20 protein-coding genes are annotated in these 20,539 nt (G+C 68.4%); 6 read left to right on the forward strand and 14 right to left on the reverse strand.

What is annotated here, in order from left to right; translation table 11 throughout:
• Positions 1-100 precede the first annotated feature (100 nt).
• Positions 101-1,249, reverse strand: a complete 1,149-nt coding sequence (locus tag F3J15_RS19875; RefSeq protein ID WP_166893561.1) for an anhydro-N-acetylmuramic acid kinase — start codon at positions 1,247-1,249, stop codon at positions 101-103.
• A 142-nt stretch (positions 1,250-1,391) separates the two neighbouring features.
• Between F3J15_RS19875 and tyrS the strand changes: the two genes are divergently transcribed.
• From tyrS to F3J15_RS19890, 3 genes are read left to right on the forward strand one after another with little or no spacing between them, the layout of a single operon-like run.
• On the forward strand, positions 1,392-2,633 hold the full coding sequence (gene tyrS / locus F3J15_RS19880; RefSeq protein ID WP_046544946.1) for a tyrosine--tRNA ligase: 1,242 nt from the start codon (positions 1,392-1,394) through the stop codon (positions 2,631-2,633).
• Positions 2,630-3,088 (forward strand): D-aminoacyl-tRNA deacylase, encoded by a 459-nt coding sequence (gene dtd / locus F3J15_RS19885; protein ID WP_011350959.1) that lies wholly within the window; start codon positions 2,630-2,632, stop codon positions 3,086-3,088. The genes tyrS and dtd overlap by 4 nt, the downstream gene beginning before the upstream one ends.
• Before the next feature lie 23 nt (positions 3,089-3,111).
• Entirely contained in the window at positions 3,112-3,774 is a 663-nt protein-coding gene (locus F3J15_RS19890) for a histidine phosphatase family protein (protein ID WP_166893563.1), read from the forward strand.
• A gap of 60 nt (positions 3,775-3,834) precedes the next feature.
• Here F3J15_RS19890 and F3J15_RS19895 read toward each other — a convergent pair whose 3' ends face one another.
• The 10 genes from F3J15_RS19895 to F3J15_RS19940 all read right to left on the reverse strand — a co-directional run bounded on the left by F3J15_RS19895 (position 3,835) and on the right by F3J15_RS19940 (position 14,391).
• Entirely contained in the window at positions 3,835-4,962 is a 1,128-nt protein-coding gene (locus F3J15_RS19895; RefSeq protein ID WP_166893589.1) for a ParB/Srx family N-terminal domain-containing protein, read from the reverse strand.
• A gap of 151 nt (positions 4,963-5,113) precedes the next feature.
• Entirely contained in the window at positions 5,114-6,067 is a 954-nt protein-coding gene (locus tag F3J15_RS19900) for an oxygenase MpaB family protein (protein WP_166893565.1), read from the reverse strand.
• 24 nt (positions 6,068-6,091) lie between these two features.
• Complete coding sequence (gene ruvB, locus F3J15_RS19905) at positions 6,092-7,162, reverse strand: Holliday junction branch migration DNA helicase RuvB (protein WP_069247143.1); 1,071 nt, start codon at positions 7,160-7,162, stop codon at positions 6,092-6,094.
• A 119-nt stretch (positions 7,163-7,281) separates the two neighbouring features.
• Positions 7,282-7,863, reverse strand: coding sequence for a Holliday junction branch migration protein RuvA (ruvA, locus tag F3J15_RS19910; protein ID WP_014898064.1), 582 nt, complete (start codon positions 7,861-7,863; stop codon positions 7,282-7,284).
• A 188-nt stretch (positions 7,864-8,051) separates the two neighbouring features.
• Positions 8,052-8,594, reverse strand: coding sequence for a crossover junction endodeoxyribonuclease RuvC (gene ruvC / locus F3J15_RS19915; protein ID WP_069247145.1), 543 nt, complete (start codon positions 8,592-8,594; stop codon positions 8,052-8,054).
• Positions 8,595-8,745: 151 nt separating this feature from the next.
• Entirely contained in the window at positions 8,746-10,311 is a 1,566-nt protein-coding gene (gene purH, locus F3J15_RS19920; protein ID WP_069247146.1) for a bifunctional phosphoribosylaminoimidazolecarboxamide formyltransferase/IMP cyclohydrolase, read from the reverse strand.
• Between the two features lie 44 nt (positions 10,312-10,355).
• Positions 10,356-10,589 carry a Fis family transcriptional regulator gene (locus tag F3J15_RS19925; RefSeq protein ID WP_006476892.1) on the reverse strand — a complete coding sequence of 78 codons (234 nt, stop codon included), beginning with the start codon at positions 10,587-10,589 and terminating at the stop codon, positions 10,356-10,358.
• Positions 10,586-11,653, reverse strand: a complete 1,068-nt coding sequence (gene dusB, locus F3J15_RS19930; protein ID WP_006751898.1) for a tRNA dihydrouridine synthase DusB — start codon at positions 11,651-11,653, stop codon at positions 10,586-10,588. The genes F3J15_RS19925 and dusB overlap by 4 nt, the downstream gene beginning before the upstream one ends.
• A gap of 124 nt (positions 11,654-11,777) precedes the next feature.
• On the reverse strand, positions 11,778-12,965 hold the full coding sequence (locus F3J15_RS19935; RefSeq protein WP_166893567.1) for a UbiH/UbiF/VisC/COQ6 family ubiquinone biosynthesis hydroxylase: 1,188 nt from the start codon (positions 12,963-12,965) through the stop codon (positions 11,778-11,780).
• Positions 12,966-13,005: 40 nt separating this feature from the next.
• On the reverse strand, positions 13,006-14,391 hold the full coding sequence (locus F3J15_RS19940; RefSeq protein ID WP_089444954.1) for an aminopeptidase P N-terminal domain-containing protein: 1,386 nt from the start codon (positions 14,389-14,391) through the stop codon (positions 13,006-13,008).
• A gap of 184 nt (positions 14,392-14,575) precedes the next feature.
• Here F3J15_RS19940 and F3J15_RS19945 point away from each other — a divergent pair, with 184 nt between their 5' ends.
• Positions 14,576-15,190 carry a glutathione S-transferase N-terminal domain-containing protein gene (locus tag F3J15_RS19945; RefSeq protein WP_166893569.1) on the forward strand — a complete coding sequence of 205 codons (615 nt, stop codon included), beginning with the start codon at positions 14,576-14,578 and terminating at the stop codon, positions 15,188-15,190.
• A 112-nt stretch (positions 15,191-15,302) separates the two neighbouring features.
• Here the strand turns inward: F3J15_RS19945 and F3J15_RS19950 are convergent, their stop codons facing one another.
• Positions 15,303-16,922, reverse strand: a complete 1,620-nt coding sequence (locus F3J15_RS19950; protein ID WP_089483441.1) for an FMN-binding glutamate synthase family protein — start codon at positions 16,920-16,922, stop codon at positions 15,303-15,305.
• A 355-nt stretch (positions 16,923-17,277) separates the two neighbouring features.
• Here F3J15_RS19950 and F3J15_RS38125 point away from each other — a divergent pair, with 355 nt between their 5' ends.
• Positions 17,278-17,406 (forward strand): hypothetical protein, encoded by a 129-nt coding sequence (locus F3J15_RS38125; protein WP_275691238.1) that lies wholly within the window; start codon positions 17,278-17,280, stop codon positions 17,404-17,406.
• A 54-nt stretch (positions 17,407-17,460) separates the two neighbouring features.
• Here the strand turns inward: F3J15_RS38125 and mnmA are convergent, their stop codons facing one another.
• Both mnmA and F3J15_RS19965 read right to left on the reverse strand, forming a co-directional pair.
• The gene (mnmA, locus tag F3J15_RS19960) at positions 17,461-18,609 is read right to left on the reverse strand and encodes a tRNA 2-thiouridine(34) synthase MnmA (RefSeq protein WP_166893571.1); all 1,149 of its coding nucleotides are present in this window, start codon (positions 18,607-18,609) and stop codon (positions 17,461-17,463) included.
• Positions 18,606-19,115, reverse strand: a complete 510-nt coding sequence (locus F3J15_RS19965) for an NUDIX hydrolase (RefSeq protein ID WP_166893573.1) — start codon at positions 19,113-19,115, stop codon at positions 18,606-18,608. Before F3J15_RS19965 ends, mnmA begins: the two co-directional genes overlap by 4 nt.
• A 273-nt stretch (positions 19,116-19,388) precedes the next feature.
• Between F3J15_RS19965 and F3J15_RS19970 the strand changes: the two genes are divergently transcribed.
• Entirely contained in the window at positions 19,389-20,528 is a 1,140-nt protein-coding gene (locus F3J15_RS19970) for a Re/Si-specific NAD(P)(+) transhydrogenase subunit alpha (protein ID WP_166893591.1), read from the forward strand.
• Positions 20,529-20,539 lie beyond the last annotated feature (11 nt).

The raw sequence follows: 20,539 nt of genomic DNA on the forward strand, positions 1-20,539 counted from the left end.
TCCGATCCGGTTCGCCGGAATGAAAAACGGGGCATCATGCCCCGTTTTTTATGCCCGTTCGCCATGGCGATGCGGCGCCCGCCGTGCGGCAGGCGCCGCATCAGCGCGGATAGAGCGCGCCCAGCACGCGATTGCCGGCTGCGCCCGTGACCGTCGCGAGATTGCCGGGCTGACGCGCGGTGAAGCGGTACGCGAGCCACGCGAATGCGAGCGCCTCGACCTGCTGCGGCGGCACGCCGAGCGCGGCCGTCGTATCGACCGTGGCCGGCACGCCGGCCTCGCGCAGTGCGTTCCGGAGGGCGCCGAGCAGCACCGGATTGCGTGCGCCGCCACCGCAGACGAACACGGCCTTGCAGCCCGCTGCGTGCTGCGCGATCTCGCGTGCGACCGACACGGCCGTGAGCGCGGTAAGGGTCGCCTGCACGTCCGCCGGCGTGACCTGCGCGAACGCGGCGAGCTTTGCGTCGAGCCATGCGGGATTGAACAGGTCGCGCCCGGTGCTTTTCGGCGGCGGCGCGGCGAAATACGGCTCGTCGAGCAGCGCGTCGAGCAGCGGCGCGTGGACGGTGCCGCGCGCGGCGAACTTGCCGCCGTCGTCGTACGGCTTGCCGAGATGGCGGGTCGCCCATTCGTCGAGCAGCGCGTTCGCGGGGCCGCAGTCGAAGCCGCGCACGTCGCCGCCTTCGCCGGGCAGGATCGTGATGTTGCTGATCCCGCCGAGATTGCAGACGACGCGCGTTTCGCCCGGCGCGCCGAACACCGTCGCATGGAAGGCCGGCGCGAGCGGCGCGCCATGGCCGCCCGCGGCGACGTCGCGGCTGCGGAAATCGGCGATCACATCGAGCTGGGTCAGCTCGGCGAGCAGCGCCGGGTTGTTGATCTGCCGCGTATAGCCGCGCTCGGGGCGATGGCGCACGGTCTGGCCGTGCACGCCGATCGCGCGGATCTCGTCGCGCGACAGCCCGGCCGTGCGCTGCAATTCGTGGCAGCACACCGCGTAGCGCGCGACCAGCGCGTTCGCCGCGAGCGATTCGCGGTCGATTTCATCGTGGCCGGGCTGCTGCAGCGCGAACAGCGCGTCGCGCAGCGATTGCGCGAAGCCGACGAACGCTTCCGCGAGCACGACCGGCGCACGGCCGGCCTCGAAACGCACGGCGACACCATCGACGCCGTCCATGCTGGTTCCCGACATCAGCCCGAAGTAGATGCCGTCGGCCGGATGGGCATTTTGCGGCTGTCGTTGCGGCACGTTGGGTTCTCCTGGATCGTGCGGCGCGGGCCGGTGCCGCGCGCCTTGCGCCCGATTATCCGCGCAACGTGACGCGCCGTTAAGCGATGGGCGCGCAAGTTATGGGAAAATCCCTGTTTTTGCGACATTCTTCCTGGCACCGATGAGCACCGAACCCAGTTCCAAGCCTGTTTTCCCGATCACCGACGAAGTCCGGCATGCGCTCGCCGTCACGAAGCGCGGCGTCGACGAGCTGCTGGTCGAGGAAGAGTTCGCGCAGAAGCTCGCACGCAGCGCGGCGACGGGCACGCCGCTTCGCATCAAGCTCGGCCTCGACCCGACGGCGCCTGACATCCACATCGGCCATACGGTCGTGCTGAACAAGATGCGTCAGCTGCAGGACCTCGGCCACACGGTCATCTTCCTGATCGGCGATTTCACGTCGCTGATCGGCGATCCGTCGGGCCGCAACGCGACGCGCCCGCCGCTCACGCGCGAACAGATCGAGTCGAACGCGAAGACCTACTTCGAGCAGGCCGCGCTCGTGCTCGATCGCGACAAGACCGAAATCCGCTACAACAGCGAATGGTCGATGCCGCTCGGCGCGGACGGGATGATCAAGCTCGCATCGCGCTACACGGTCGCGCGGATCCTCGAGCGCGAGGATTTCACGAAGCGCTTCCAGGGCGGCGTGCCGATCTCGATCCACGAATTCCTGTACCCGCTGATGCAGGGCTACGACTCGGTCGCGCTGAACGCCGACCTCGAGCTCGGCGGCACCGACCAGAAGTTCAACCTGCTGGTCGGCCGCGAACTGCAGAAGCAGTACGGCCAGGAGCAGCAGTGCATTCTCACGATGCCGCTGCTCGAAGGCCTCGACGGCGTCGAGAAGATGTCGAAGTCGAAGGGCAACTACGTCGGCATCAGCGAGCAGCCGAACGACATGTTCGGCAAGCTGATGAGCATCTCGGACACGCTGATGTGGCGTTACTTCGAGCTGCTGTCGTTCCGTCCGATGGACGAGATCGCCGGCTTCAAGCGCGAGATCGAAGGCGGCCGCAACCCGCGCGACTTCAAGGTGCTGCTCGCGCAGGAAATCGTCGCGCGCTTCCACTCGCAGGCCGACGCCGAGCGTGCGCTCGAGGACTTCAACCACCGCGCGAAGGGCGGCGTGCCGGACGACATCCCGTCGGTCACGCTCGCAGGCGCGCCGCTCGCGATCGGCCAGCTGCTGAAGCAGGCCGGCCTCGTGCCGTCGACGAGCGAGGCACTGCGCAACATCGAGCAGGGCGGCGTGAAGATCGATGGCGCAACCGTGTCGGACAAGGGCCTGAAGGTCGAAGCCGGCGAGTTCGTCGTGCAGGTCGGCAAGCGCCGCTTCGCACGCGTCACGCTGACCGCATGATCGCGCTGATCCAGCGCGTGAAGCGCGCCGACGTGCGCGTCGGCGACCGCACGACCGGTGAGATCGGCGCGGGCCTGCTCGCGCTGGTCTGCGCGGAGCGCGGCGACACCGACGCAGCGGCCGACAAGCTGCTCGCGAAGATGCTCGGCTACCGCGTGTTCAGCGACGCCGCCGGCAAGATGAACCTGCCGGTGTCGAATATCGACGGTGAGGGCCGCGCGGGCGGCCTGTTGCTCGTGTCGCAGTTCACGCTGGCGGCCGATACCAACAGCGGGCTGCGTCCGAGCTTCACGCCGGCCGCGCCGCCCGACGAAGGCGCGCGGCTGTTCGACTATTTCGTGGCGGCCGCGCGTGCGCGCCATCCGGTCGTCGAGACGGGCGAGTTCGGCGCCGACATGCAGGTGTCGCTCGTCAACGACGGCCCCGTGACATTCTGGCTGCAAGTGCGGCCCTGATTCTTCCCCGGAGACGCGCCGCGATGGCCACCACGCAGATTCTTTTCATCCGCCACGGCGAGACGGCCTGGAATCGCATCAAGCGCATCCAGGGTCATATCGACATCCCGCTCGCCGAAACGGGCCTCGAGCAGGCGCAAAAGCTGGCCGCACGGCTCGCACGCGACGCGCGTGACGGTGCCCGGCTCGACGCGATCTATTCGAGCGACCTGATGCGTGCGCAGCAGACCGCGCAGCCGTTCGCCGACGCGCTCGGGCTTGTGCCGCGGCTGCGGAAAGGGCTGCGCGAACGCTCGTACGGGCAGTTTCAGGGGCACGACAGCGCCGAGATCGAGACGCTGTTCCCCGACGCGTACGCGGCCTGGCAGACGCGCGACCCCGGCTTCGCGCCGAAGGGCGGCGAGTCGCAGCGCGAGTTCTACCACCGCGTGCTGCATGCGCTCGAACCGATCGTCGCCGAGCATCCGGGTGGCCGGATCGCGTGCGTCGCGCATGGCGGCGTGCTCGACTGTGTCTATCGTTTTGCGAACGGCATCGAGCTGTCGGCGCCGCGCAATTATCAGCTGCTCAACACGAGCATCAACGTCGTCGACTACGTCGATGGCCGCGCGCAGGTCGTGCAGTGGGCCGACGTGTCGCACCTGGACGCCACGAGCGACGACGACGGGTACCGCAAGGTGCTCTGAGCCTGCATACCCCGTCCGGCATTGCCGGTCAGGGCTTCCTTCCTGCGCGGTGCCGGCTGCTCACTGCGGCAGCGCGTGGCGCGTCTTGTAGTCGAGCGCGTACGCGATCTTGCCGGGCTTGTCCGCCGTGATCGGCTGGCGCAGCTTGTCGAATTCCCCCTTGTTGTATTTCTTCCCGCCGTTGATCGTGTCCGCGCGCCCGAGGTCGGCGCCCGTCTTGCCGTCGATCACCGGGTCCGTGGCCGCGACCATGCGCGCCGACGCATTCCAGACCGCGTTCAGGTAGCCGGTGTCGGCCTTCGCCGGATCCGGGTCGGTTGTGCCGGCGCGCGTCAGGTCATAGCCGGCGAGCGTGAACGTGTCCGGTTGCGCGCGCAGCCAGTCGGCCCAGTAGAACTCGAGGTAGTCGGTGGCTTGTGCGGGCTTGCTGTAGCCGATGTCGCGCGTGAAATAGACGAGCGAGCGGTAGCGGTCGTTCGTCATCCCGAGTTTCAGGCCGAGCCCGGTCGGCAGTTGCGCGGTCGTGATCGCCTTGCCTTCGCCATTCTTGAGGCGCAGATAGCCGCGGCTCTGCATCTGCTGCCAGAACGCGTCGCTCGAGTAGTCGCTGAGATTGTCCTTGACGACGACGTGCACGTGCAGCGCCGGGCCGCCGTCGGGCGTCTCGTAGTAGGTCGACAGGCCGTGGTGGCCGTCGGTCAGGTACAGCGCGTCGCCGTTCGGGCCGATCACGACCGGGTTCAGCACCGAGCGGTCCCGGGCGTTCGCGTCGGTCGTCGTGCACGTGTAGCTCGCGGGCTCGCGCAGCGTCGACTTGGCCGTGTAGCCGCTCGACGCGACGCCGCCGAGGCCTTCGTCCGCACAGAAGTCGTCGAATTTCTTGTCGGGCTGCAGTTCGTAGCGGCCGAGCTTGTAGTAGATCTGGTCGTAGCCGATCGCGCCCTGCGTCGGATGGAGGTCGCCGAGCGTCACGTCGATCAGGTCGCCGGCGCGAGCGGCCTTCCACTTGCCCGGTTGCGGCGTGACGGTGGCGGGCGGCGTGGGAGCCGGCGCGGTCGGGGTGCCGCCGGAAGGCGTTTGCGCGTCCGAACGCGCGACGGCGGCGACATCGTCGCCTCCGCAGGCGGTGAGGGCGAAGACGGTGGACAGGCTGGCGGCAAGGGCGAAACGGATCGGCAGGCGTGGCATCGCGGGCATCGGGTGTCGGTCGGGTGGGCGGGACACCGCGCGGGTTACAGCAAGCGGGACGGACGGCACGTGCGACCGTGCGCGGGTGCAAGCCCGTCAGCTTGACACAGGTATTTGACAGTCAATTGAAATGATAAGAGGAAGCGAATCGTCAGGCAGGCGGGGTGCCGTCGGGCGGTGTCGCAGCGGCGCGGCGGCGTGCACGCTTTGACGCGCCGTTCACGAGCGCCCAGCGCAGCACGGGCGCGACGACCCGGATGCCGGGCCGGACCACCGCGCGGCGCAGCGGCGCGAACGCCGACACGCCGAGCATGCGCTGCGCCCACGGCGGCAGCAGGTCGATACCCGCATGCATCACCAGCGACGCGGCCGGCCGCAGCACGGGCTTGGCGACCGGCACGTTCAGCAGGATGGACATTACGTCGAACGTGCGCGGCCCGGCCTCGAGCTCGGGCTGCATGCGCGCGAGATAGGCGGCCACCTCGGCACGCGAACGGGGCACCTCGTGTGCGCCGAGCAGTTCGGCGACCAATGCCGTTTCGGCGTAGTAGCGGTCCTGCAACTCGCCCGGCAGCGCGGGATTCACATAGCGCAGGTGCGCGGCGAGGAAACTCGATACTTCCGCGACGTGCACCCAGGTCAGCAACGCCGGATCGTCGGCCCGGTACGGGCGGCCGTCCGGCGCGGTGCCCGATATGTGCGCGTGGATCGATTTCACGCGCTCGATCAGCGCGAGGGCGTCCGCGCGACTGCCGAACGTCGTACCGGTGATGAACGTGGCGGTGCGTCGCAAGCGGCCGAGGATGTCGGTGCGGAACGACGAGTGATCCCAGACGCCCGCGAGCGCGAGCGGGTGGAGCGCCTGCAGCAGCAGCGCGGCGATGCCGCCCGTCATCATCGACGTGAAGTCGGCATGCACGCGCCAGCAGACGGCCTCGGGACCGAACAGCCCGGGGTCTCCCGGCGGCGAAGAGAGGTCGAGCGACGGGCCGCCACCGCCCACTGTCAGGTGCGTGACGCCGGCCACGAGCCGCTTGCGGATCGGCTCGGCCCAGCGCGGGCCCGGTGCGGGTGCGGCGGGGCGGGAGCTGGGCGGCGTCGTCATGGCGGGTGCGGCTCGGGCGGCGGGTTACTTCCCGTCGGGGGTATCCCACTCGCCGCGTTCGGTGCGGCCGGTGTCGGGCACGGAAAGCCCGAAGTGGCGATACGTGAGCAGCGTCGCGACGCGCCCGCGCGGCGTGCGCTGCAGGAAGCCCTGCTGGATCAGGTACGGCTCGAGTACGTCCTCGATCGTGTCGCGCTCTTCGCCGATCGCCGCCGCGAGGTTGTCGATACCGACCGGGCCGCCGTCGAACTTGTACAGGATCGCCTCGAGCAGCTTGCGGTCCATCAGGTCGAAACCGACCGGATCGACGTCGAGCATCGCGAGTGCGGCATCGGCGACGGCCGCGGTGATCTGGCCGTCGGCCTTCACTTCCGCGAAGTCGCGCACGCGGCGCAGCAGCCGGTTCGCGATCCGCGGCGTGCCGCGCGAGCGCTTCGCGATTTCGAGCGCGCCGTTCGGATCGATCTGCGCGTTCAGCAGCGATGCCGAGCGCCGCACGATGCGCGACAGTTGATCGGCATCGTAGAACTCGAGGCGTGCGACGATCCCAAAACGATCGCGCAGCGGGTTGGTCAGCATCCCGGCGCGGGTGGTGGCGCCGACCAGCGTGAACGGCTGCAGGTCGAGCTTCACGCTGCGCGCGGCCGGGCCTTCGCCGATCATGATGTCGATCTGGTAATCCTCGAGTGCCGGATACAGGATTTCCTCGACGACCGGCGACAGCCGGTGGATCTCGTCGATGAACAGCACGTCGTTCGCTTCAAGGTTCGTCAGCAGCGCGGCGAGATCGCCCGCGCGCTCGAGTACGGGGCCCGACGTCTGGCGCAGGTTCACGCCCATCTCCCGCGCGATGATGTGCGCGAGCGTCGTCTTGCCGAGGCCCGGCGGCCCGAACAGCAGCACGTGGTCGAGCGGCTCGGAGCGGCGCTTGGCGGCTTCGATGAAGATCTCGAGCTGGCCGCGCACCTTTTCCTGGCCGACGTAGTCGTCGAGCTGGCGCGGCCGCAGCGCACGTTCGAACACCTCCTCGTGCGACGAGGTGGGCGTGGCGGCGATGATCCGCTGCTCGGTGGCGAGTTTGTCGGTTTCAATCATGCGGCCATTGTACCGCGCGCCGCAGTCCCGCCCACCTGGCCGAACGGCCGACTGGCGAGCGTCGCGCGGCTGCGCGACACTGGCTTCAACGCACCGGTTGGCGGCGCGTCATGCGGGCGTTACACCTTCGACAGCGCCTTCAACGCGAGCTTGATGCCTTCGGATACGCCGGTGCCGGCCGGCACGTTCTTGATCGCGGCGAGGCCTTCCTTTTCGGAATAGCCGAGCGCGAGCAGCGCGTTGAGGATGTCGGTCGCGTGGTCGGACGGCGATGCGGCGCCGGCGAGTGCACCGAGATCGGCGCCGAGCTTGCCCTTCAGTTCGAGCAGCAGGCGTTCGGCCGTTTTCTTGCCGATGCCGGGCAGGCGCGTGAGGCGCGCGGCGTCCTGCATCGTCACGGCCTGCGCGAGTTCCTGCACGCTCATGCCGGACAGCACGGCGAGCGCCATGCGCGCGCCGATGCCGGTGATCTTCAGCAGCTCGCGGAAGGTCGTGCGCTCCTGCGGCGTCAGGAAGCCGTACAGCAGGTGCGCGTCCTCGCGGACGATCTGCTGCGTGAGCAGCACGACGCGCTCGCCCGTTTGCGGCAGGTTGTAGAAGGTACTCATCGGCACGTCGATTTCGTAGCCGACGCCGTTGCAGTCGACGAGCAGGTGGGGCGGGTTCTTTTCGAGCAGGATGCCGGCGATGCGACCGATCATGGATGGCTTGATGCGAGGAAGAAAGCGCGAGTGTAGCGCACGTGCGGCGCGATGCCGACGGGATCGGCCATCAGGCCGGGGCGGCGCGTGTCGCGGGCGCGTCGGGCGCGGGTGAAGCGATCAAGGTGGCCAGCGCAAGATGGCCAACGCAGTCGAGCCGACGTGCCGGGCCGCGATGCGCGCCGGTGTCAGCCGACCAGCCGCCCGCGCCGCACGCGCAGCCCTTTCTTCGCGAGCGCCGGCGCGAGGCCGCCGAGCGTGCTGAGCGTATTGCCGCCGTGCGCGTGGCAGATCGCCATGCCGAGCGCGTCGGCCGCGTCGGAGCCTGGTTGTCCGGAGAGGCTGAGCAGTCGCGTGACCATTTCCTGCATCTGCGTCTTGGTCGCGCGGCCGTAGCCGACCACCGCCTGCTTGAGCTGCAGCGCCGTGTATTCGGCGACGGGCAGGCCGCCGGCGACGAGGCCGCAGATCGCGGCGCCGCGCGCCTGGCCGAGCAGCAGCGTCGACTGCGGGTTCACGTTGACGAACACCTTTTCGATCGCGGCCTGGTCGGGTGCGTGCTCGCGCACGATGGTCGAGACGCCCTGGAAGATCGTGCCGAGCCGGGTGGCCAGGTCGGCGGTCGGCGTGCGGATCACGCCGCTCGCAACATACGCGAGCCGATGGCCGCTGACGTCGATGATGCCGAAGCCGGTGACGCGCAGGCCGGGGTCGATGCCGAGAATTCGCATGAGTGAGGAGAGTGGCGTGATGCAGCGATACTACAACGATTGGTGCGGCAAGCCGGTCGCCCGGTCGTGCGCGAAGGCGCCGTGCAATAAAAAACCCGGCGGGTGCGATGCCGCCGGGTTGTCGTGCAACGGCCGCGCGGGCCGCATGCGATCAGTGACGGAAGTGGCGTACGCCCGTCAGGACCATCGCGATGCCGTGCTCGTCGGCCGCCGCGATCACTTCGTCGTCGCGCATCGAGCCGCCCGGCTGGATCACGCAGGTCGCGCCGGCTGCCACGACGACGTCGAGGCCGTCGCGGAACGGGAAGAACGCATCCGATGCCACGGCCGAACCGGCCAGCGTGAGGCCGGCGTTCTGCGCCTTGATGCTCGCGATGCGCGCCGAGTCGACGCGGCTCATCTGGCCGGCGCCGACGCCGAGCGTCATGCCGTTGCCGCAGAACACGATCGCGTTCGACTTCACGTACTTCGCGACGCGCCACGCGAACAGCAGGTCGTCCATTTCCTTCGCGGTCGGCTGGCGTTTCGTGACGACGCGCAGCTCGCTCGGTTGCACGTTGCGCGAATCGAGCGACTGCACGAGCAGGCCGCCGCCCACGCGCTTCAGGTCGAATGCGTTATGACCTTCGCCGAGCGCGATTTCAAGCAGGCGCACGTTCTGCTTCGCGGCGAACACCTGCTTCGCGGCGTCGGAGAACGACGGTGCGATCAGCACTTCGACGAACTGCTTCGCGACAGCCTGGGCGGCCGCTTCGTCCACTTCGCGGTTGAACGCGATGATGCCGCCGAATGCCGACGTCGGGTCGGTCTGGAACGCCTTCGCGTAAGCGTCGGCCGAATCGTTGCCGACTGCGACGCCGCACGGGTTCGCATGCTTGATGATCACGCAGGCCGGTGCGTCGAACGTCTTCACGCATTCCCACGCTGCGTCGGAATCGGCAATGTTGTTGTACGACAGTTCCTTGCCTTGCAGCTGGCGGTAGTTCGCCAGCGCGCCGGCCGGCGTCGCGAGGTCGCGGTAGAACGCGGCGCTCTGGTGCGGGTTCTCGCCGTAGCGCAGGTCCTGCACCTTGTCGAACGCCAGGTTCAGCGTGGCCGGGTATGCGCTGCGCGATGCGTGCTTCAGCTCGTCGGTCAGGCTCGTCAGGTAGTTCGTGATCGCGCCGTCGTATTGCGCGGTGTGCGCGAACACCTTCGTCGCGAGGCGGAAGTTGGTCGCGTAGCCGACCGCATTGCCGTTCGCCTTCATTTCATCGAGCACGACCGCGTAGTCGGCCGGATCGACGACGACCGTCACGTCGCGGTGGTTCTTCGCGGCCGAGCGCAGCATCGTCGGGCCGCCGATGTCGATGTTCTCGATCGCGTCGGCGAGCGTGCAGTCGTCCTTCGCGATCGTCGCGACGAACGGGTACAGGTTCACGACGAGCAGGTCGATCGTCGGGATGCCGTGCTGCTCCAGCGCCTGCATGTGCTCGGGCAGGTCGCGGCGGGCGAGGATGCCACCGTGCACCTTCGGGTGGAGCGTCTTCACGCGCCCATCGAGCATTTCCGGGAAGCCCGTGTAATCAGCCACTTCGGTCACGGGCAGGCCCGCGTCGGCGAGCAGTTTCGCGGTGCCGCCCGTCGACAGCAGCTTGACGCCGAGGTCGGACAGCGACTTCGCGAAGTCGACGATGCCGGTCTTGTCGGAAACGGAAATGAGCGCTTGCTTGATCATGATGGAACCACCAATAGCCAGGGAAACGGGGACGGGACGGCTGCCTACAGCAGGCCGTGCTGCTGCAGCTTCTTGCGCAGCGTATTGCGATTGATGCCGAGGTACTCCGCGGCGAGCGACTGGTTGCCGCCTGCCTGTACGAGCACGACCTCGAGCATCGGCTTTTCGACGCAGGACATCACCATTTCATAGACGTCGTGCGGATTGGAGCCGTCTAGATCCCGGAAATACACGTCCAGGCTCTCGCGGACACATTGTTCGATGTTGTGCTTGCTCATGCTGCTAACTGGTTATGGTCGTCCGACTCGCCCTGGCCGTTTTCCTCTTCGTCATCGACGTAGACGAGGTGGTCCGACAGCGCCTTTTGCGCCTCGAAGAATGCATTGACGGCGGCGAGCTGCTCGCGGGTGGAATCGAGCGTGTTCATCCTGTGCCGGAACCCGTTGGCACCGGAAAGGCCGCGAGTGTACCAGCCGATGTGCTTGCGCGCAGTACGGACTCCCGTGAATTCACCATAGAAAGCGTAGTGGTCTTCCAGGTGTTCGTTCATCACGTGCTGGATCTCGTCGATCCGCGGCGGGGGCAGCAGCTCGCCGGTTTGCAGGAAATGATCGATTTCACGGAACAGCCACGGCCGACCTTGCGCGGCACGACCGATCATCAGCGCGTCGGCGCCGGTGGCGTCGAGCACGGCCTTCGCCTTCGCAGGCGACGTGATGTCGCCGTTCGCGACCACCGGAATCCGCACGGCCGCCTTCACGGCGGCGATGGTGTCGTATTCGGCGTCGCCGCGGTACAGGTCGGCGCGCGTGCGGCCGTGCACGGTGAGCATCGAGATGCCGGCGGCTTCGGCCAGGCGCGCGACCGTGATCGCGTTCTTGTGCTCGCGATCCCAGCCGGTGCGGATCTTCAGCGTGACGGGCACCGCATCGGGCCCCGTGCCGACCGCCGCGACGACGGCCTCGACGATGCGCTGCACGAGCGGCTCGTTCTGCAGCAGCGCGGAGCCGGCCGCGACGTTGCAGACCTTCTTCGCCGGGCAGCCCATGTTGATGTCGATGATCTGCGCGCCGTTGTCGACGTTGTAGCGGGCTGCTTCGGCCATCATCGCCGGATCGGCGCCGGCGATCTGGACCGCAATCGGTTCCACCTCGCCTTCGTGGTTCGCGCGCCGCATCGTCTTCGCGCTTTTCCACAGCTGGGCGTTGGACGCGACCATCTCGGACACGGCGTAACCGGCTCCCAGCCGCTTGCAGAGCTGGCGGAACGGACGATCCGTCACGCCGGCCATCGGCGCGACGAACAGGTTGTTACGCAATACGTGAGAACCGATAACGGGCATCGCAATGGCACCGCCCGCGGCGGGCGCGGGGAGGGAAAGGGCGGACGGAAACGCGCATTTTACCGTATTCCCATGCCCCGCCGATTTGACCCGGTTTGAGCGGCGCGACTGTGCGCGCCGCGGGTCAGTTGCGCTGGCCGAACATCATCTGGCGCGCGATCACCTTCTTGAGCGGCGGCACGAACTCCAGCGCGGTGAGCGCGGCGCCGCGCAGCAGCGGGAGCGGGCCCGAGTCGATCGTGAAAAGGCGCGCCAGCGTGTCGGTCGCGCCGATCGTGAAGCGCCGGTCGAGTGCGCGGCGCGCGTTGAAGGTGGCGAGTGCGATCGCTTCGAAGCCTTGCGCGGACAGCGTATCGACGAGCGTATGCGCATCGCGCAGCCCGAGGTTGAGCCCCTGGCCCGCGACGGGGTGCAGGGTTTGCGCGGCATTGCCGACGATCGCGACGCGGCCGTTGACGAGCGTTTGCGCGGCGGTCAGGCCGAGCGGGAACGATGCGCGCCCCGCGATCGCGACGAAGTCGCCCATGCGTTCGCCGAATGCGCTGCCGAGCTCGCGCAGGAACGCATCGTCGGGCAGCGCGGCGCGGCGCGCCGCTTCGTCGGGCGTGCAGCACCAGACGAGCGCGTACTCGGCCTGGCGCGGCCCGCCGAGCGGCAGCAGCGCGAGCGGGCCTTCGTGCGTGAAGCGTTCCCATGCGACGTTCGGGCGCGGCGCCGATACCGTGACCGTGCCGACGATCGCGGTCTGTCCGTAGTCGCGGCGATGCTTGCCGGCGTCGGCCTGCTGTTCGTGGAACAGACCGCCTTCCGCATTGATGACGACGCGTGCGCGCAGCGTGCGCTCGCCCTGCGGGCCGTCGAGCGTCAGCGTGACGCCGTCGGCGTCCTGCTGCGGCGTGCGCGCGGTGGTCGACGTGAGCCAGTCGACGCGCGTGCCGCGCACGGCGCCCGCGAGCGCCTGCATGAGCGAGCCGTAACGCACGACATAGCCGAGCGCGGCGACGTCGTGCTCGTCGCGGTCGATCAGCGTGCGGCCGAAATGGCCGCGCTGCGAGACGTGGATATGTTCGATCGGCGTCGCGTCGGCGGGCCACGCGAGCGTATCGAGCAGCACGCGGCTGCCGTGCGACACGGCGATCGCGCGCGGATCGTTCGCGCTCGCGGCCGGTTCGCGTGCATCGATCAGTGCGATCGATGCGTGCTGCGTCGCGCTGCGGCGCGCGAGCCAGCCGGCGAGCGCGAGCCCGACAGGGCCCGCGCCGACGATGGCGAGATCGTAGTCCGGCGTGGCCGGGGAGGAGGCGGTCGTCATCTTGATTCGTGAAACGGAGGTAACGGTCGGCGGCAGCCGGTCATGCGCCCGCGCGCATCAGGGCTTCGATCTCGTCCGCCGCGACGGGCACGCCGCGCGTGATCAGCTCGCAGCCGTGCTCGCGCACGATCGCGTCGTCCTCGATGCGGATGCCGATGTTCCAGTACTCGGGCGGCACGTCGTCGGCGGCGCGCACGTACAGGCCGGGCTCGATCGTCAGCGTCATGCCGGCTTTCAGCGTGCGCCACGGCAGCGCGCCGTTGCCGTCACGCTCGGCGAGCCGCTCGCGGTAGTCGCCGCAATCGTGCACGTCCATGCCGATCCAGTGGCCGGTGCGATGCATGTAGAAACGCGCGTAGGCGCGCTCGGCGATCACGTCGTCGACGTTAGAGAAGCGTGTTTTCGGGATGATGCCGGTGTCGAGCAGCCCCTGCGCGAGTACGCGCACGGCGGCGTCGTGCGGCGCCTCGAACGGCACGCCGGCGCGCGTCGCGTCGATCGCGGCCTGCTGCGCGGCGAGCACGATGTCGTACAGCGTGCGTTGCGCGGGCGAGAAGCGCCCGTTGGCCGGGAACGTGCGCGTGATGTCCGACGCGTAGCCGTCGAGTTCGCACGCGGCGTCGATGAGGATCAGGTCGCCATCTTGTGCGGCCGCGTTGCCGGCCGGGTAGTGCAGCACGCACGCGTTCGCGCCGGCTGCGACGATCGAGCCGTACGCGGGCGACTGCGCGCCGTGCTTGCGGAACACATACAGCAGCTCGGCCTCGAGTTCGTATTCGCGGATGCCGGGGCGGCACGCCTGCATCGCGCGGCGGTGCGCAAGGGCGGAGATGTGCGCGGCGCGCATCATGATCGCGAGTTCGTGTTCGTCCTTCACGAGCCGCATGTCGTCGAGCAGCGGCGTGAGGTCGAGCATCGCATCCGGCGCGGCGACGCCCGTGCGCGCCAGCGCGCGCACCGCGTCGACCCAGCCCGCGAGCTGGCGGTCGAAGTCGGCCGATGCGCCGAACCGGTAGTGCACGGTGCCCGCGTCGGCGAGCAGGCGCGGCATCTCGGTATCGATCACGTCGACCGCGAACGCCGCGTCGAAGCCGAACGCATCGCGCGCGGCCTCGGGCCCGTAATGGAAGCCTTCCCAGATTTCGCGGTCGGCGTTCTTGGCGCGGCAGAACAGGATCGACTCCGGCGCGCCGTGCGGCGCGGCCGCGTTCAGCACGAGCACGGCATCCGGCTCGCTGAAGCCCGTCAGGTAGTGGAAGTAGCTGTCGAACCGGTACGGATAGTCCGTATCGCGGTTGCGCGGCACTTCGGGCGCGGTGGGGACGATGGCGACGCCGCCGCCGGCGGCACGCAGTGCGGCAAGCACGCGTTCACGGCGCTGGCGGTAGACGTCGACGGCGATGGCGGTATCGAGGGGCGCGTTCATTCGTGCGATTGTAGCGCCGCGGGACGCCGTGCGTGAGAGAGGGGGCGGGAAGCCGCCCTGGAAGGCCCGCGCGGCGGTTGTTGCAAACCATCCACAGGCCGTCCGGGCGATTTTCTGTCGCGCGGCGCTGGCCGGTTATGATCGGCGACAACGTATACTCTCGGCGGTTCCCTTAAAAAGGCAGATGATGAAATTAATCGGTTCGCTCAGCAGCCCGTACGTCCGCAAGGCGCGGATCGTGCTGGCTGAAAAGAAGATCGACTACAAGCTGGAGCTCGAGAACGTGTGGGCGCCGGAGACGGATATTCATGCCTCGAATCCGCTCGGCAAGGTCCCGTGTCTCGTGATGGAGGATGGTGCCGCGGTGTTCGATTCCCGCGTGATCTGCGAATACGCCGATACGCTGTCGCCGGTCGGCAAGCTGATTCCGCCGTCGGGCCGCGAGCGCCTCGAGGTGCGGTGCTGGGAAGCGCTGGGCGACGGCGTGATCGACGCGGCGGTGACGATTCGCGTCGAACATACGATGCGCGACGAGGCGCAGCGCAGCGCGAGCTGGATCGCGCGCCAGCAACGCAAGATCGACGACGGGCTCGTCGCGATGTCGCAGGGCCTCGGCGGCAAGACGTGGTGCGTCGGTAATCATTACACGCTCGCCGACATCGCACTCGGCTGCGCGCTCGGTTATCTCGACTTCCGGATGCCCGAGCTCAACTGGCGTGATCGCCATCCGAACCTCGACAAGCACTTCGCGAAGCTGCTGCAGCGGCCGTCGTTCGCCGACACGCTGCCGCAGAGCTGAGCCGCACGCGACGCATTCACGCGTTTCACGCATTCGGCAGACGAAAGAAAAGCGCCCCGCGGGGCGCTTTTCTTTTTGCCGGGCCGCCCCGCGGCGGGGGCGGTTGCCCGCGTCATTCGATCGATGCGTACACGGCCTCGCCGAGCGTGAACGAATCGCTGCGCGCAATCGGCCACCACTTGTCGTACAGCGAGAAGCCGCAGGTCTGGCCGTCGAGCAGCGCACCGGGTTTCAGGTACTTCAGCAACTGCGACATCAGCCGCACTTCGTGCGGCGCGACCCGCTGCACGATGTGATGCGCGCGCAGCTCGGACGGGTGCGCGAGGCCGGCCGCCTGCACGAGTTCCTGCAACGCATGCAGCGTATTGCGGTGGAAGTTGTACACGCGCTCGGCCTTGTCGGGCACGACGAGCGCGCGCTGGCGCACCGGATCCTGCGTCGCGACGCCGGTCGGGCAGCGATCGGTGTGGCAGTGCTGCGCCTGGATACAGCCGACCGCGAACATGAAGCCGCGCGCCGAGTTCACCCAGTCCGCGCCGATCGCGAGCGTACGCGCGATGTCGAACGCGGTGATGATCTTGCCGCTCGCGCCGATCTTCACGCGATCGCGCACACCGATCCCGACGAGCGTGTTGTGCACGAGCAGCAGCCCTTCCTGCAGCGGCACGCCGACGTGGTCGGTGAATTCGAGCGGCGCCGCGCCCGTGCCGCCTTCCGCGCCGTCGACGACGATGAAGTCCGGCACGATGCCGGTCTCGAGCATCGCCTTCGCGATCCCGAAGAATTCCCACGGATGGCCGATGCACAGCTTGAAGCCGGTCGGCTTGCCGCCCGACAGCGTGCGCAGCCGTTCGACGAACTCGAGCAGCCCGCGCGGCGTCGAGAACTCCGAGTGCGTCGCGGGCGAGATGCAGTCCTTGCCCATCGGCACGCCGCGCGTCTCGGCGATTTCCGGCGTGATCTTCGCGGCCGGCAGCACGCCGCCGTGGCCGGGCTTCGCGCCCTGCGACAGCTTCACCTCGATCATCTTGACCTGCGGATCGGCGGCCTGCTTCGCGAACTTGTCGGGGTTGAAGGTACCGTCGTCGTTGCGGCAGCCGAAGTAGCCGGACGCGATTTCCCAGATGATGTCGCCGCCGTTTTCGCGGTGGTACTTCGACAGCGAGCCTTCGCCGGTGTCGTGCGCGAAACCGCCTTTCTTCGCGCCGAGGTTCAGCGAGCGGATCGCGTTCGCGGACAGCGAGCCGAAGCTCATCGCCGAGATGTTGAAGATCGAAATGTCATACGGTTGCGCGCGGTTCGCGCCGACGCGGATGCGGAAATCGTGGTTCGGCAGCTTCGTCGGCGCGAGCGAGTGGCTGATCCATTCGTGCGCGACGGCCTTCACGTTCAGCTCGGTGCCGTACGGGCGATTGTCGGCGACGTTCTTCGCGCGCTGGTAGACGAGGCTGCGCTGCGCACGCGAGAACGGCTTTTCGTCGGTGTCGTCCTCGACGAAATACTGGCGGATTTCAGGTCGGATGAATTCGAACAGGAAGCGGAAGTGGCCCCAGAGCGGGTAGTTGCGCAGGATCGCGTGGCGGTCTTGCTTCAGGTCGTACAGGCCGAGCGCGACGAGGGCGGCCGGGATCAGGAGCCACAGCCACGCGATCGTGTGCCGCGCGGCGAGCGCCGCGACGGCCACGAACAGCAGGACCGCGCACCACATCGCGATATAGCGTCGGGAAAACATGGGGACTCCATCGTCATTGTCTGGATGGCCGTCACGTCGCCAGGATCGCGCGGCGGCCGGCAGGTCGGCGCCCGAGGCATCGCCGGGCCCGGCGGGCATGCTGCCCGTGCCGTACCCGCCGCTGCCGGCGCCCACGATGGTCGAGAGTCTACTACGGGTGTCGCGAAGCTCGCGTTGCCGAGTCGGGGCCTAGCCACCTGCGCCGGTCGGGCGGATGAACGGGCTGTACGCCGGGCTGCCGGGCTTCAGCCGGGCGTCGTCGTCGAAGTCTTCGTCGCGGTTGAACGGCACCCGCGGCCATGCCTGCCAGTCGCGCAGCCGCGCGCGGTAGCCGGCGAGACTGTGCGCGAGGCGCGTGTCCTGGCGCCGAGCGGTGTCGCTCGTGGAGACGCTCGTGGCGCTCGACCGCTGGGCCGAGCGCCATTTTCCCGAGCTGGACGCGGCGCGCGAGCGCTACGACGCGTCGGTGCGGAACATGCGGTGAGTGGCGCGGCCGCTTCCGGCCGGCTGGCGCTTGCGCGGCGCCGGCGGCGGCGCGTCAGCGGGCGAGCGCAAGGGCGGGCGCGTCGTTCGCCTGCGTGTTGCCGGACAGCGCGGATTCGATGATCCCGCCACCGAGGCAGATCTCGCCGTCGTACAGCACGGCCGACTGGCCGGGCGTGACGGCCCACTGCGCGTCGTCGAACGCGAGCGAGAAGCGGGCTTCGCCTGCCGGGCCGGGCGTGGCCCGGCCGAATGCGCACGCCGCATCGGCCTGCCGGTAGCGCGTCTTCGCACCGCACGCGAAACCTTCGGCCGGCGGTTCGCCGGCGACCCAGCTCACGTTGCCCGCGACCAGCTCGCGCGCCAGCAGCCACGGATGATCGTGGCCCTGCACGACGTACAGCGTGTTCGACGCGATGTCCTTCGCGGCGACGAACCACGGATCGCCGTTGCCGGTCTTGCTGCCGCCGAGGCCGATGCCCTTGCGCTGGCCGAACGTGTAGAACGCGAGGCCGATGTGCTCGCCGACGACCTTGCCGTCCGGCGTTTTCATCGGGCCGGGTTTCGTCGGCAGATAGCGGTTCAGGAAATCGCGGAACGGCCGTTCGCCGATGAAGCAGATGCCGGTCGAATCCTTCTTCTTCGCGTTCGGCAGCCCGATCTGCGCGGCGATCTCGCGCACCTTCGTCTTCGGGATCTCGCCGAGCGGGAACATCGTCTTCGACAGTTGCGCCTGGTTCAGCCGGTGCAGGAAGTACGACTGGTCTTTCGTATGATCGAAGGCCTTCAGCAGTTCGAAACGCCCGTCACGCTCCCGCACGCGCGCATAGTGGCCGGTCGCGATCATTTCCGCGTCGAGCGACATCGCATGATCGAGGAACGCCTTGAACTTGATCTCGGCGTTGCACAGCACGTCGGGGTTCGGCGTGCGGCCGGCCGAGTATTCGCGCAGGAATTCGGCGAACACGCGGTCCTTGTATTCGGCCGCGAAGTTGACGGCTTCCACGTCGATGCCGATCAGGTCGGCCACCGACACGACGTCGATCCAGTCCTGGCGCGTCGAGCAGTATTCGCCGTCGTCGTCGTCTTCCCAGTTCTTCATGAACAGGCCGACCACGTCGTAACCCTGTTCCTTCAGCAGCCACGCGGTCACCGACGAATCGACGCCGCCCGACATGCCCACCACTACACGGCGCTTGCTCATTTGTTGACCGCCTGACGTTCGAATGCTTCGGGGCGCGGCGCGACCGAATGCGTGTGCACGAAATCGAGCGGAATGCGCCGCCCGGCGAGGTAATCGTCGACGCAGCGCATCACCGCCTGCGAGCGATGGCGCTCGCCGCACGCGCGCAGCTCGTCGGCGGTCATCCACAGCGTGCGGACGATGCCGTCGTCGAGCGCGTGGCCCGCGATCGGCTCGCTGGCCGTGCCGCAGAACGTGAAGCGCAGGTAGGTCGCGCCGGCGGTGCCGGGGCGGTCGTAGTGCGCGAGATAGACGCCGACGAGTGCGTCGGGCGTGAACGGGTGCGCGGTTTCCTCGAGCGTTTCTCGGATCACGGCGTCGGCCAGCGTTTCGCCGGCTTCGAGGTGGCCTGCCGGCTGGTTGATGCGCAGGCCCGACGAGGTTTCTTCCTCGATCATGAGAAAGCGGCCGGCGTGCTCGACGAGCGCGGCGACCGTCACATGCGGGGTCCAGATTTCGGGTTTCATGGTTCGGCATTTTACCGGTTGCGCCCGAACGCTGCCGGTCGTCACGCTAAACGAATCTGACCCTCTTCATTCGTCTGTCCTGCCGATGCGCGGCGACGCCGGCCGGGCTGGCGCGCATCTCGCACGACCGTGCGTGCCGCTGGTACGGCCGTCGCTTTCGCCTAAAGTGGAGAGTGAGTGTCGTCGCTCGTGAGCCGGTAGTCGGCCTGCCCGGCTCGTTGCGCAGTAGAAATCGCAGGAAACGAAATACTGACGATGACGGAGGGACCGACGATGCATATTGGCGTGCCTGCCGAAACGCGGGCGAACGAGGCGCGTGTGGCTGCGACGCCGGAAACCGTGAAGAAATACGCGGCGGCCGGGCATCGGGTCAGCATCGCGAAAGGGGCCGGCATCGCCGCGAGTTATCCCGACGACGCCTATGCGGCCGCCGGTGCCGAACTGACCGGCCAGTCGGCCGCTTTCGATGTCGACATCGTGCTGAAGGTCCAGGCGCCCACCGACGCCGAACTGCCGTTGCTCAAGCGCGGCTCGGTGCTGGTCGGCATGCTCGAGCCGTTCGACGGCGAGCAGGCGGCGAAGCTCGCCGCGGCCGGCGTGACGGGCTTCGCGCTCGAAGCCGCGCCGCGCACGACGCGCGCGCAGAGTCTCGACGTGCTGTCGTCGCAGGCGAACATCGCGGGCTACAAGGCCGTGCTGGTGGCCGCCGCGCTGTATCCGCGCTTCTTTCCGATGCTGATGACGGCCGCGGGTACCGTGAAGGCGGCGCGCGTATTGATTCTCGGCGCGGGCGTCGCGGGCCTGCAGGCGATCGCGACCGCGAAGCGCCTCGGCGCGGTGATCGAGGCGTCCGATGTGCGGCCGGCCGTGAAGGAGCAGATCGAGTCGCTCGGCGCGAAATTCCTCGACGTCCCGTACGAAACCGACGAAGAGCGCGACGCGGCGCAGGGCGTGGGCGGCTATGCGCGCCCGATGCCGCCGTCGTGGCTCGGCCGCCAGGCCGCGCTGGTGCATGAGCGGGCGAAGCAGGCCGACATCGTGATCACCACCGCGCTGGTTCCCGGGCGCCCGGCGCCGACCTTGATCTCCGTTGAAACCGTGCAGTCGATGAAACCGGGCTCGGTGCTCGTCGATCTCGCGGCCGGCCGCGGTCCGGAATTCGACGGCCGCAGGAGCGGCAACTGTCCGCTGACGGTCGCCGACCAGGTGATCGTGCACGACGGCGTGACGATCGCGGGCTACACGAATCTCGCGTCGATGGTCGCAGCGGACGCGTCGGCGCTGTATGCGCGCAACCTGCTCGACTTCATGAAGCTGATCGTCACGAAGGACGGCACGCTGCACATCGACCTGACCGACGACATCATCGCCGCGACGCTCCTGTGCCGCGACGGCGAAGTCGCGCGCAAGTAACCGGGGGAAGG

Origin of the sequence: Burkholderia sp. Ap-955, from assembly GCF_011753045.1 — a bacterium.
Classification (GTDB): Bacteria; Pseudomonadota; Gammaproteobacteria; order Burkholderiales; family Burkholderiaceae; genus Burkholderia; species Burkholderia lata_D.

Excerpts from the sequence above, each read along its gene's own strand:
- tyrS (WP_046544946.1), top strand. The coding sequence starts at position 1,392 with ATGAGCACCGAACCCAGTTCCAAGCCTGTTTTCCCGATCACCGACGAA.
- dtd (WP_011350959.1), top strand. The coding sequence starts at position 2,630 with ATGATCGCGCTGATCCAGCGCGTGAAGCGCGCCGACGTGCGCGTCGGC.
- F3J15_RS19890 (WP_166893563.1), top strand. The coding sequence starts at position 3,112 with ATGGCCACCACGCAGATTCTTTTCATCCGCCACGGCGAGACGGCCTGG.
- F3J15_RS19895 (WP_166893589.1), bottom strand. The coding sequence starts at position 4,962 with ATGCCACGCCTGCCGATCCGTTTCGCCCTTGCCGCCAGCCTGTCCACC.
- F3J15_RS19900 (WP_166893565.1), bottom strand. The coding sequence starts at position 6,067 with ATGACGACGCCGCCCAGCTCCCGCCCCGCCGCACCCGCACCGGGCCCG.
- ruvB (WP_069247143.1), bottom strand. The coding sequence starts at position 7,162 with ATGATTGAAACCGACAAACTCGCCACCGAGCAGCGGATCATCGCCGCC.
- ruvA (WP_014898064.1), bottom strand. The coding sequence starts at position 7,863 with ATGATCGGTCGCATCGCCGGCATCCTGCTCGAAAAGAACCCGCCCCAC.
- ruvC (WP_069247145.1), bottom strand. The coding sequence starts at position 8,594 with ATGCGAATTCTCGGCATCGACCCCGGCCTGCGCGTCACCGGCTTCGGC.
- purH (WP_069247146.1), bottom strand. The coding sequence starts at position 10,311 with ATGATCAAGCAAGCGCTCATTTCCGTTTCCGACAAGACCGGCATCGTC.
- F3J15_RS19925 (WP_006476892.1), bottom strand. The coding sequence starts at position 10,589 with ATGAGCAAGCACAACATCGAACAATGTGTCCGCGAGAGCCTGGACGTG.
- dusB (WP_006751898.1), bottom strand. The coding sequence starts at position 11,653 with ATGCCCGTTATCGGTTCTCACGTATTGCGTAACAACCTGTTCGTCGCG.
- F3J15_RS19935 (WP_166893567.1), bottom strand. The coding sequence starts at position 12,965 with ATGACGACCGCCTCCTCCCCGGCCACGCCGGACTACGATCTCGCCATC.
- F3J15_RS19940 (WP_089444954.1), bottom strand. The coding sequence starts at position 14,391 with ATGAACGCGCCCCTCGATACCGCCATCGCCGTCGACGTCTACCGCCAG.
- F3J15_RS19945 (WP_166893569.1), top strand. The coding sequence starts at position 14,576 with ATGATGAAATTAATCGGTTCGCTCAGCAGCCCGTACGTCCGCAAGGCG.
- F3J15_RS19950 (WP_089483441.1), bottom strand. The coding sequence starts at position 16,922 with ATGTTTTCCCGACGCTATATCGCGATGTGGTGCGCGGTCCTGCTGTTC.
- mnmA (WP_166893571.1), bottom strand. The coding sequence starts at position 18,609 with ATGAGCAAGCGCCGTGTAGTGGTGGGCATGTCGGGCGGCGTCGATTCG.
- F3J15_RS19965 (WP_166893573.1), bottom strand. The coding sequence starts at position 19,115 with ATGAAACCCGAAATCTGGACCCCGCATGTGACGGTCGCCGCGCTCGTC.
- F3J15_RS19970 (WP_166893591.1), top strand. The coding sequence starts at position 19,389 with ATGCATATTGGCGTGCCTGCCGAAACGCGGGCGAACGAGGCGCGTGTG.